Genomic DNA, 10873 nt, shown 5'->3' on the forward strand with positions numbered 1-10873 from the left:
CTTGTCGGATGGGGGTCCTCTTACCCACTCCACGAACGACGAGGGGCGAATACGACATCCGGTGTCGGGCTTTTTCGCGCGACTGGCAGGGTGGGCACGTGAGCGCATCGGGGGATGGATCGGTCCTGAGTGTCCGCGGGCTGACCCGCACGTTCGGTGACGTCGAGGTGCTGGCCGGCTTCGACCTCGACGTCGCGGCCGGCTCGGCCGTGGCGCTCGTCGGCCCCAACGGGGCGGGGAAGTCCACCGCGCTGCGCTGCATCACCGGCACCGACGAGGCGACCGAGGGCACGGTCGAGCTCGACGGTGCGCCGTACGACGAGCGCACGCCGCGGGTACGCCGGGACGTCGCGGTGGTCCTGGACGACCTCGACTTCTTCCCCGACCTCAGCGTGGTCGAGCACCTGGACCTCCTGGCGAGGGCGCACCGGGTGGCCGACGCCGACGAGGTCGTCGACCGGGTGCTCGACGACCTCGGCCTCATCCCGCAGTCGGGCCAGCTGCCCGGCACCCTCTCGTCGGGACAGCGCCGACGGCTCTCGCTCGCCAGCGCGTTCGTCAGGCCGCGTCGGCTGCTCGTGCTCGACGAGCCCGAGGCGCGCCTCGACGCCGACGGGGTCGCGTGGCTGTCGCGGCGACTCGTCGAGGAGAAGCGCGCCGGGCTCGCGATCGTCTTCGCCAGCCACTCGACGGTGCTGGTGGAGGCGGTGGCCGACCGGGTCGTCGAGCTCGGTACGCCCGGATGACCGTCTCGGACGGCCCGGGGATCGCCGAGCTGCGGGCCGACATCCGCGAGTGGCGGCGGGGTCGCGCGACCGCCAGCAGGTCTGAGGTGCTCCAGGACCTCTACGTGGCGCTCTTCGCCGTCCTCATGCTGGGTGCGATGGCCGTGAACGTCGTGGTGGGCTTCCGGCGCGAGGCCGACGACCTCTGCGTCACGGCGGGATGCACGGGTGCGCGGGCCGTACTCCCGTGGCTCACGATCGCCGCGACGCTCGCCGCTGTCCTGGCGCTGGCCCGCCTGCTGGGGCCGGTCTTCACCACCCCGGCCGCCGGAGCCTGGCTGCTGAGCACGCCCGTCGACCGGGCCTCGTTGCTGCGCCGCCGACTCCTGGTCATGTCCTCCCTCGCGGCTGCGATCGCCCTGGCGGTGTCGCTGCCGGCCACCGGGCTCGCCGGCCTGGCGCCGTGGGCGGTGGTCGCCTCGAGTGCGGCGGCTGCTGTCGCGGGTGTCGGGGTGGTCGCCCTGGCGGCCGTGTCCCAGGAGCGCGGGAGGTCGGGGGCTCGGTGGCTGCTCTGGCTGCTGCTGGCCGGGTCGTGGACCGGGCTGCTCCTGCTGGCGCTCGACGAGCCGTCCGACTGGCTGTCGGGATGGTCCCCCGGCAGGTCGTCGCACTGGGCCGCCTCCGCCACCGCCCCCGTCGTGGTGGCTCTCGTGCTGGTCGGGGCCGTGGCCCCCGCGGCCGTGACCGGCTGGCGGGGGCTGGCTCGGCTCCGGCGCCGCCAGCTCGAGCCGGGCGGCAACCTGTCGTCCGGCCTCTCCGGGGCGCTGGCCACCCTCGACCTCACGCTGGCCTACGACGTGGTCGTCGCCCACACGGCCCGAGTCCGGGCCACCGTGCGCTCGCGGCGGGGCGGGCCGCACGGACCGCTCGCCCTGGTGTGGCGCGACGTCGTCCGGCTGCGCCGCCGCCCGCTGCCCCTGCTCGCGGTGGCGGCCGCCGTCGTGGCGCCGTACGCCGTCGCGCAGGCCGGCGGCGGTCGCCTGGTGCTCCTCGTGGCGACCCTGGCCGGGTTCGTGGCGTGCGTGCCCCTGCTCCTGGCGCTGCGCGTGCTCTCGCGGACGCCGTCACTGGCCAGGATGCTGCCGATGCACCCTGCGCTGAGCCGGGTGTGCACGCTCGTCGTGCCGTCGCTGGCGGCCGCGGCGTACGCGCTCGGCTGCGTCGGTGCCGTCCACGCCGCGGTCGGCGTCGGGTGGCCGCTGGCGACCGGCCTGGCCCTGGCCGTGGGCGCCGGGACGCTCACCAGTGCTGCCTGGTGGATGACCCGCCGGCCGGCGAACTACTCCGCCCCAGCGGTCTCGACGCCGATGGGTGCCGTGCCGCCGGGGATGATCGCCGGCGTCCTGCACGGGCCCGACATGGTGCTGATCACCAGTGCGCCGATGCTGCTGGCGCCGACGACGACCGGCATCACCTTCTCCCTGGGCATCTGTGCCGCGGTGCTCGCCTACCTGGCCCTGCGCCGCTGACCGGGATCACCCGACGCGTCGACCGCCACCCTCAGGTCCGAGACGAGCGCCTCGAAGGCCTCGGCGAACCCGACGGATCCTCCGATCGGCGCCGGCCGCCGAGGCCCGGCCCGAGGATGCGCGGGACCTTCGGCGCATGGTGCGAGTGGCGCCGGGTACCGGCCCCCCATGACCGACGAGGACAGTTCAGGCAAGGACAGGGCAGGCAAGGACAGCGCAGGCGAGACGTTGGGCAAGGCCGCGAGCAAAGCGGCCGACAAGGCGGGGAAGGCAGCCAAGGCCGCTGTGGACAAGGTGGCCGAGCTGCTGGAGCAGCCCATCCCCGGCGCTCCGGCGGTCGAGCCGCCGAGCCTGGTGGAGCCCACCGAGCCACGCGAGCCGCTGCCGCCCAAGCCCGACCAGGGCACCCCCGAGACCCGGACCCCCACCGGGGAGACGACCGGCGCCGACCCCACGGCCATGGGTCAGCAGGGCAGCCTCCTCACCACCGCGCAGGGCGCGCGCCTCTACGACACCGACCACTCCCTGAAGGCGGGCGAGCGCGGCCCGACCCTCCTCCAGGACCACCACCTGCGCGAGAAGGTCATGCACTTCGACCACGAGCGGATCCCCGAGCGCGTGGTGCATGCCCGGGGTGCGGGCGCGCACGGCGTCTTCGTCGGGTACGGCGCAGCCGAGGCGGTGACCAAGGCCGGGTTCCTCGCGAGCGACGTCCAGACGCCGGTGTTCGTCAGGTTCTCCACCGTGCTCGGGTCACGTGGCTCGGCCGACACCGTCCGCGACACCCGCGGCTTCGCCACGAAGTTCTACACCGCCGAGGGCACGTTCGACCTCGTCGCCAACAACATCCCGGTGTTCTTCATCCAGGACGGCATCAAGTTCCCCGACGTCATCCACGCCGGCAAGCCGCACCCCGACCGCGAGATCCCGCAGGCCCAGTCGGCCCACGACACGTTCTGGGACTTCGTCTCCCTGCACACCGAGGCGCAGCACCACACGATGTGGAACATGTCCGACCGCGGCATCCCGCGCAGCTACCGCATGATGGAGGGCTTCGGCGTCCACACCTTCCGCCTGGTCAACGCCGACGACGAGACGTCGCTGGTGAAGTTCCACTGGAAGCCGCGCCTGGGCGTGCACTCCCTCACCTGGGAGGAGGCCCAGATGCTGGGTGGGCTCGACCCAGACTTCCACCGCCGCGACCTCTACGACGCCATCGAGTCCGGTGCGCATCCCCAGTGGGAGCTGGGGATCCAGGTCTTCCCGGACGTGCCCGACCAGATGTTTGAGGGCATCGACCTGCTGGACCCTACGAAGATCGTGCCGGAGGAGCTGGCGCCGGTGCAGCCGATCGGGCTGTTGACGCTCAACGCCAACCCGACCAACTTCTTCGCGGAGACCGAGCAGGTCGCCTTCCACGTCGGGCACCTGGTCCCGGGCATCGACGTCACCGACGACCCGCTGCTGCAGGCCCGGCTCTTCTCCTACCTGGACACCCAGCTCACCCGGCTGGGTGGACCCAACTTCGGGCAGATCCCGATCAACCGGCCGCACGCCCCGGTCAACGACATGCTGCGCGACGGCTTCATGCAGCAGGGCGTGCACGCCGGCGTCGCGCCGTACCGGCCGAACTCGCTCGACGGCGGCTGCCCCTTCCACGCCGGTGCCGACATCGCGTTCGTCGAGGCGCCGGTCGTGGTCCCCGAGGCGCCCAAGGTGCGCGCCGCGGCGGCGTCCTTCGACGACCACTTCAGCCAGGCCCGCCTCTTCTGGCGGAGCATGACGCCGGTGGAGCAGGAGCACATCGTCCGCGCCTACACCTTCGAGCTGGGCAAGTGCTACGAGCAGGCGATCAAGGAGCGGCAGCTGTTGGCGCTCGCCCGCATCGACCCGCAGCTGTGCGCCCTGGTGGCCGACGGCCTCGGACTCGCCGTCCCGGAGCCCACCGAGCCGCTGGCCGCCGCCGAGCCGAGCCCGGCACTCTCGCAGCTGGGCCGGACCTGGCCGACCGACGGCCGGATGGTGGGAGTCGTCGTGGACGAGAACGGCGACCTGGACGGGATCGCGCAGCTGCGCGCACAGATCCAGGGTGCGGGCATGGTGCCGCTGCTCATCGCGGCCCGCGGCGGGGTGCTGGAGAACGGCCTGCCGGTGCAGCGCACCTTCCTCACCGCCCGGTCGGTGGAGTTCGACGCCGTCCTGCTGGCCGGCTGCCCGGCTCCCGGGGCCGATGCCGGCCACCACCGGGACGAGAAGGGGGAGGCGTCCTCCGACCCGCAGCTCGATCCGCGGGTGCGCCTCCTCATCGAGGAGGCCTGGCGGCACGCGAAGGCCATCGGGGCCTGGGGCGACGGGGTCCGGGCGCTGTCGCCCGCGGGGGTCTACCAGGATGCGGCAGGAGTCGTGAGCGGTGACGACGCGAACGCGGTCTGGGAGCAGGTGCTGCCGCTGATGGCGGCGCACCGCGCCTGGGACCGCTTCCCTGCCAGCATCTGAAGGGGGCCGGAGGACGGTGGCGCGCTGCGCCACCGTCCTCCGGCTGTCTGGTCAGTTGTTGGCCGGCGCCGAGGAGATCGCCTCGACCAGGTCGCCAATCCGGTCCTCGGGCAGGTTCCGGGCGACGTCGGCCTGCGAGACGATGCCGACCAGCTCGTGGCCGTCGATGACCGGCAGCCGGCGTACGCCGTGCTCGGTCATGGTGCGCAGGGCCTCCTCCACGGGGTCGTCCGCCCCGATGGTGACCGGCTTGCCCTCGGCGAGGTCGCCCACGATGGTGCTCTGCGGGTCACGGTCCTCGGCGACGCACTCCACGACGATGTCCCGGTCGGTGATCATCCCCGCCAGGCGCTGGTCGTCGTCGCAGATGGGCAGGGCTCCGACGTCGAGGTCTCGCATCTTGCGTGCGGCGTCGGCCAAGGTGTCCGACACGGCCGCACAGGTCGCGTCTCCCGTCATGATGTCGCGTGCCGTGGTCATGGGATGCGTCCCGGGGCGATGTGCAGGGTCACCGAATCGGTACCCGGCGCCGGACCACCCATGCCCCGGAAGGTCCCCGCGCGCGGGCACTCACACCAGCGGCGCTCATCGCGCCCGGAGGGGCGGTGGCTACCGGTCGGTGCGCAGCCGCACCCGCACGTGGCCACCCTCGGTGTCGGTCTCGGCGATGTCGGAGTGCGACTCGAGGAAGTCCTTGAACGACCGGAAGCCGAGCGACTTCTCCCTGAAGGAGGAGTCCATCCGCTGCATCTGGCTCTTCACGCCGCCGCCGTAGAGCCACTCGTCGTCGGAGTCGGCGTTGCGCAGGGCGCGCACCAGCAGGTTGGTGGCCTCCTGCAGGCGGAGCTCCTCCTCCGTGGGAGCTGCCTTCTTCGCGGCCTTCTTGGTCGTCTTCTTCGCTGCCGGAGCCTGCTCCGCCTTCTTGGCCGTCGCCCGGGCTGCGGGCTGACGGGTGGGCAGTGGGCTCACGCCCGGCAGGTCGTCGTACTGGCTGAAGACGTCGCACGACGACTTCAGGGCCTGGCTGGTCGAGCCGGTGACGCCCACGCCGACGACGAACCGGCCCAGCTGCTTGCTGCGCTGGGCCAGGGCGATGTAGTCGGAGTCGCCGCCGACGATGACGACGTGGGTGAGGTTGGCGTAGTGGAGCAGGTCCTCGACCGCGTCGACGGCGAGCCGGATGTCGGCACCGTTCTTGGTGCCGCTCACCGAGAAGAGCTGGGTCAGGTCGACGGCCCGGTCGACCAGCTGCTTGCGGTAGGCGGCGTTGGCGGGCACGGACCAGTCGGCGTAGGCCCGGGCGATCGCGACCGTGCCGAACGACGAGGCGTAGTCGAGGATCGCGCCCACGTCGACCATGGCCTCGGCCAGCCGCACGGCGATCGGGTCGGTGCTGTCGGCGTCGGCGATGTGGTCGCGGGCGTTGTCGTTGCGCCAGACGTCGCTGCGCGAGCGGCCCGGCTCGCGGTGCACCTGGTCGTAGCGCGAGATGACGACGTTGTCGAAGTCGATGTAGACCGCCACTCGCGCGGGTGAGGCGGGCAGGGCGAAGTCGGTCGCAGGCATGCCTCGAGGGTAGGGCCCCGGGCCGTGCGAGACGATGTGGCCATGCTCGATCCCCTGCCCGTCGTACTCATCGTCGCGTCGTTGCTGGTCGCGCTGGTCGTCGCCGGCTACGTCGCCCTCGGCAGGCCGGTCGACGACCCGCTGCTCGCGGGCCTGGCGGTGCTCGAGGCGGGCCTCCTGGCCCAGGCCGTGATCGGCTTCGTGCAGCTCGCCGGCACCGACCGCGACGTCAACGGTGCGGTGTTCGTGAGCTACCTGGTCGGCGCCCTGGTGGTGCTGCCGGTCGGGGCGCTGTGGTCGCTCGCGGAGCGCAGCCGCTCCGGCACCGCGGTCCTGATCGTGGCCGCGCTGACCGTCGCGTTCCTCGTCGTGCGACTGCAGCAGATCTGGGGCTGAGGTGTCCTCGACGAGCACCGGCCCGGGCCGCATCCTGATCGCGGTGTACGCCGTCTTCGCGCTCGCCGCGACCGGCCGCTCGAGCGTCCAGCTGATCCAGCACGCCGATCGCGCACCGCTGGCCTACGGCCTGTCCGCATTGGCCGCGCTGGTCTACATCGCGGCGACCCTCGGCCTCGCCGAGGTCGGCCCCCGGCCGCGCCGCGTCGCCTGGACTGCGTGCCTGGTCGAGCTGGTCGGCGTGCTCGTGGTCGGCACGCTCAGCCTCGTGGAGCCGGGCTGGTTCCCCGACGACACGGTGTGGTCGGGATTCGGCAGCGGCTACGGGTGGCTGCCCCTGGTGCTGCCCTTCCTCGGGGTGGGCTGGCTCGTGCGCTCGGGCCGCGACTCCTGAGCACTTGCGTATCCGTGGGGGACGGCGAAGGCTGGGGGCATGACGACCTCCTCCTTCGATCCCGACGTCCCGCCGTCCGGCACCGGCTGCGCCGAATGCCTGGAGACCGGCGGCTGGTGGGTGCACCTGCGCCGGTGCGCGCAGTGCGGGCACGTCGGCTGCTGCGACTCGAGCCCGTCGCAACACGCCACCGCGCACTTTCGGGCCTCCGGGCACCCGGTGATGCAGAGCTTCGAGCCCGGCGAGGACTGGATGTGGGACTACTCCGCCGAGACCGAGGTGAGCGGTCCGGAGCTCGCTGCGCCGACCTCGCACCCCGACGACCAGCCGACGCCCGGTCCGGCCGGCGGCGTCCCCGCCGACTGGCGCGACCAGATCCACGCCTGACGGGCCAGGAAGGGACCCCATGACCATCTCCGACAGGCTCAAGCAGAAGATCGACGACCTCGAGATCGAGCGCCGCGTCGCCGACGCCATCGCCGAGGGCGAGCGGACCGTCGTCGAGGCCGTCGAGAAGGCCGGCAGCCTCGCCCACGAGCGTCGTACCGACATCGAGGGCTGGCTCGACAAGGCCGCCGACTCCGTCAACGGCCGCACCCAGGGCCGGTACGCCGACAAGGTGGACGCCGTGCGCGACCAGATCGTCTCCGGGGTCGACAAGCTGGCCGAGAAGCGCTCCGACCCGCCCGCCGGCTGACATCAGGCACCCAGGCCCCGCCCGGGGATGATCTCGGGTTGACGGGGTAGTCCGGTGCAATTCGGGGCTGTTGAGCCGCCTGGAGCCCGGGTTTGCACCGGACTACCCCGCGAGCCGGGCCGGGCATCGAGACATTGTGACTGGCCGGTGGGCAGCCCGGTGAAGGATCGAGCCCCTCGTCCGGCGACCGACGGAGATTCCGGGGTCACCCCCTCCAGGCCGGTGGGCTGCCCGGTGGAGTCGCGAAATCCTGCGCCAATCACTGTCGAAAGCGCGGAACATCTGGGCCACGACGGAACTGCGTCAAGGTGACTCGACGCTCCTCCGCTCCATTCCAGTCGGGTGGCTGATCTCTCGGCCACCGATGCTTCCGAGGAGAAGACAGTGACTGCACGCGCTTGGTCCCCCTCCCGCCGGCCCGTGAGTGGGCCCCGACGCTGGCTGAGCATCATGCTCGCCCTGCTGGTGTCCGTTGCCGGCCTGGCCGCCCTGGCCGGGCCCGCCGCCGCCGCGCCCGTCTACGAGATCGACGGCGCCTGGGTCAACGCCCCAGCGACGATCGAGCGCGGCACCCCGGTGGTCGCCGAGTGGCGGATCAACGTCAACGACGACCAGCCCGCGCCGTCCAACGAGCCGGTCGACAACGTCACCGCGACGTTCGCGGTCCAGAAGGCGTTCTTCGACGAGATCCCCGACATGTGCCTGACCACGGGGGTCACCCCGGTGTCCAAGATCTCCACCGACGGCCTGTCGCTGACCTGCAACTTCGGCCCGGTCAAGCAGGGCACGGCGCTGATCGTGCAGACGCCGGTGGTCGCCAACGGGGTCACCAACGAGCGCATCCAGCTGGAGGGGACGAGTCCCAGCGGCGAGAAGGAGCCCCTGCCGCCGATCCTGATCCGCAACCCGTTCTCGATGGACATGCAGTGGGACGGAGCGTCGAGCTACGAGGCCTGGGACGACATCAACGCGCCCACCTACGTCGACGTCGACCTGGAGTGGTCGCTGCGCCTGGGGGAGGGCTCGGACCCAGGCCCGGCCTCGATCACCCAGCGGTTCACCGTCACCAACTCGACCGGATCTCCGGTCCAGATCGGAACCCACCCGAACATCGGCCAGCCGGACAACTGGGGCGTCCAAGGCTGCACGGAGTTCGACCTGTCGTACGCCGACGGACATCCCTACTCGAGCGCACCGGGGAGCCCCCGCCACACCAACTTCGTCGACAGCTGCACGCTAACGCAGGTCTCACCGGGCGTCTACGACCTGACGCTGACCGGCATCAACTACGACCTCCTCAACGTGCCCGACGTGGACTCCTTCGGCAACCCGCTGCCGACCGACTGGGCGTATGTCGCCAGCGGCATGGTGTGGTTCCGGGTGATCACGAATCGGGCCGGCTCGCTCAGCCTGGACGCCAACGAGCCTACCTACACCGCGCCCACGGGTCAGCAGTCCGCAGACCTGCCAGGCAACAACACCTCCAACAAGACTTACACGCTTCCTGGTGGTTTCAGCTCGGCCTACAACCGACCGGCGACCGGCAACGGTGGAAACCGGTGGGACAACAAGTACCAGGTCGCCGCAGGGACGAGGGTTTGGACAGACACCACCAACTGGTGGACGTCCGGTGACACCCCTGCCCCCACCGATCGGTACGGCGTCTGCCAGGTTCTCGACACGGCGTACGTGGACTTCGACCCAACGACTCCGATTTTGTACTCCTACACCCAGGCGGACCAATCAGGTCACTACTTCACCGATGCCAATCGTCCGGGTGTGCTCGAGTACTACACCGGGGGCGTGGGTGACCCGAACACTCACAACTGCGGCACTGGTACGTGGTCCACGACGCTGCCTCCCGATCCGACGACGGTGTCGGCGGTGCGGTGGAGCTACCCGGCTTCTGAGGTGGATGCCGTCAACGCCATCGGTTTCTCGTTCAGGGTCCCCACGAGGATCGAGGACGACGTGGCGCCGGGTCAGGACGTCTGGTCCTTCGGCTCGTTCCAGCGAGCGGGCACCTGGACGACGGACGACTCGCTCCACACGGCCCTTGCCCCGACGCCGGGCCTCCGCTACCCGTTCACCAACGGGCGCCGCGACCTCGTGGTGATCGTGACCGCGATCCCGGCGATCAAGAAGGCATCGGCCAGGTCCACGATCACGCCTGGCGTGCCGGTGGAGTTCACGCTGACCTACTCGGCCAACGGCGCGGGCTCGATCCCGCCGGAGGTCGACGACTACACGATCGTGGACACGCTGCCGGCGGGCATGACGTACGAACCGGGTTCGGCCACGCCGGAGCCTGCGACGGCGGTGGTGGGCGGCCGTCAGGTGCTGACCTGGGAGTTCGACGGTGTGACCACCAACGTCCAGCACCCGCTGACGTACGAGGCGGTGGCCGACGACAGCATCGCGCCGGGCACCCCGCTGACCAACACGGCCGTGTCCAGCCTGGGAGGACGGGACTCGGCGCCGGCCAGCAAGACGGTGACGACGACCACCAACGGCTTCACCGACATCTCGAAGACCACGGACACGCCGTTCATCCCGAACGTGGACGGCTCGGGTGATGGTGAGGGGTCGTGGACGGTGACGCTGCGGTCCAACGACCCGTTGCCGCAGGCGTACACGGACGTGATTGACATCCTTCCCTACGAGGGTGACTTCCGGGGCACCGACTACGACGGCAGCTACAAGCTGACCGAGGTCGAGATCCCGGCCGGTTCCACCGGCACGGTCTACTACGCGTCCGCCCACCCGGCGACGCTCTCGGATGACCCGGAGGCTCCGGCCAACGGTGGGGCGAACACCCCGTCGGCGATCTGGTCGACGACGTTCAACCCGAACGCGACCGCGGTGCGGGTGATCGGCCCGGCCCTTAACCCGGGCCAGACACGTCAGTTCCGGGTGCACATCGCGACCGACGGTGCGATGCCGAAGGACGTGTACGTGAACCGTGCGCAGGGTCGTGCGGAGCACACCCGGTTGGTGATGCGGACCTCGGCGCCGATGTCGGTGGCGGCGTTCTACTCGGCGAACCTGAAGAAGTTCGTGCAGGACGCGC

Annotated in this window: 10 protein-coding genes; 8 read left to right on the forward strand and 2 right to left on the reverse strand. The window is 71.3% G+C overall.

Going from position 1 to position 10873, the window contains the following annotated elements:
• Nucleotides 1–98: 98 nt before the first annotated feature.
• From ACP7BP_RS20745 to ACP7BP_RS20755, 3 genes are all read left to right on the forward strand, one after another.
• Nucleotides 99–746 carry an ABC transporter ATP-binding protein gene (locus ACP7BP_RS20745; RefSeq protein WP_426247502.1) on the forward strand — a complete coding sequence of 216 codons (648 nt, stop codon included), beginning with the start codon at nt 99–101 and terminating at the stop codon, nt 744–746.
• Nucleotides 743–2254: a DUF6297 family protein gene (locus ACP7BP_RS20750; protein ID WP_426247504.1), complete on the forward strand. Its 1512-nt coding sequence runs from the start codon at nt 743–745 to the stop codon at nt 2252–2254. The genes ACP7BP_RS20745 and ACP7BP_RS20750 overlap by 4 nt, the downstream gene beginning before the upstream one ends.
• Before the next feature lie 168 nt (nt 2255–2422).
• A complete protein-coding gene (locus tag ACP7BP_RS20755) occupies nt 2423–4750 on the forward strand; it encodes a catalase (RefSeq protein ID WP_426247506.1) in 2328 nt (775 codons plus the stop codon).
• 51 nt (nt 4751–4801) lie between these two features.
• Here the strand turns inward: ACP7BP_RS20755 and ACP7BP_RS20760 are convergent, their stop codons facing one another.
• A complete protein-coding gene (locus tag ACP7BP_RS20760) occupies nt 4802–5230 on the reverse strand; it encodes a CBS domain-containing protein (RefSeq protein WP_426247508.1) in 429 nt (142 codons plus the stop codon).
• Nucleotides 5231–5359: 129 nt separating this feature from the next.
• Nucleotides 5360–6316, reverse strand: coding sequence for an NYN domain-containing protein (locus tag ACP7BP_RS20765; protein ID WP_426247510.1), 957 nt, complete (start codon nt 6314–6316; stop codon nt 5360–5362).
• Nucleotides 6317–6358: 42 nt separating this feature from the next.
• Between ACP7BP_RS20765 and ACP7BP_RS20770 the strand changes: the two genes are divergently transcribed.
• The 5 genes from ACP7BP_RS20770 to ACP7BP_RS20790 form a co-directional block, all read left to right on the forward strand.
• On the forward strand, nt 6359–6712 hold the full coding sequence (locus ACP7BP_RS20770) for a hypothetical protein (RefSeq protein WP_426247512.1): 354 nt from the start codon (nt 6359–6361) through the stop codon (nt 6710–6712).
• Between the two features lies 1 nt (nt 6713).
• On the forward strand, nt 6714–7106 hold the full coding sequence (locus tag ACP7BP_RS20775) for a hypothetical protein (RefSeq protein ID WP_426247514.1): 393 nt from the start codon (nt 6714–6716) through the stop codon (nt 7104–7106).
• A 39-nt stretch (nt 7107–7145) separates the two neighbouring features.
• Nucleotides 7146–7493 (forward strand): UBP-type zinc finger domain-containing protein, encoded by a 348-nt coding sequence (locus ACP7BP_RS20780; RefSeq protein ID WP_426247516.1) that lies wholly within the window; start codon nt 7146–7148, stop codon nt 7491–7493.
• Nucleotides 7494–7512: 19 nt separating this feature from the next.
• Nucleotides 7513–7803, forward strand: a complete 291-nt coding sequence (locus ACP7BP_RS20785) for an antitoxin (protein ID WP_426247518.1) — start codon at nt 7513–7515, stop codon at nt 7801–7803.
• Nucleotides 7804–8253: 450 nt separating this feature from the next.
• The coding region (locus ACP7BP_RS20790; RefSeq protein WP_426247520.1) for a hypothetical protein at nt 8254–10873 on the forward strand (2620 nt) is incomplete at its 3' end.

Origin of the sequence: Nocardioides sp. LHG3406-4 (genome assembly GCF_049897745.1) — a bacterium.
GTDB lineage: Bacteria > Actinomycetota > Actinomycetes > Propionibacteriales > Nocardioidaceae > Nocardioides.

What these genes read in the sequence shown, in the direction of transcription:
- ACP7BP_RS20750 (WP_426247504.1), top strand. Translation starts at nt 743, where the DNA reads ATGACCGTCTCGGACGGCCCGGGGATCGCCGAGCTGCGGGCCGACATC.
- ACP7BP_RS20755 (WP_426247506.1), top strand. Translation starts at nt 2,423, where the DNA reads ATGACCGACGAGGACAGTTCAGGCAAGGACAGGGCAGGCAAGGACAGC.
- ACP7BP_RS20760 (WP_426247508.1), bottom strand. Translation starts at nt 5,230, where the DNA reads ATGACCACGGCACGCGACATCATGACGGGAGACGCGACCTGTGCGGCC.
- ACP7BP_RS20765 (WP_426247510.1), bottom strand. Translation starts at nt 6,316, where the DNA reads ATGCCTGCGACCGACTTCGCCCTGCCCGCCTCACCCGCGCGAGTGGCG.
- ACP7BP_RS20770 (WP_426247512.1), top strand. Translation starts at nt 6,359, where the DNA reads ATGCTCGATCCCCTGCCCGTCGTACTCATCGTCGCGTCGTTGCTGGTC.
- ACP7BP_RS20780 (WP_426247516.1), top strand. Translation starts at nt 7,146, where the DNA reads ATGACGACCTCCTCCTTCGATCCCGACGTCCCGCCGTCCGGCACCGGC.
- ACP7BP_RS20785 (WP_426247518.1), top strand. Translation starts at nt 7,513, where the DNA reads ATGACCATCTCCGACAGGCTCAAGCAGAAGATCGACGACCTCGAGATC.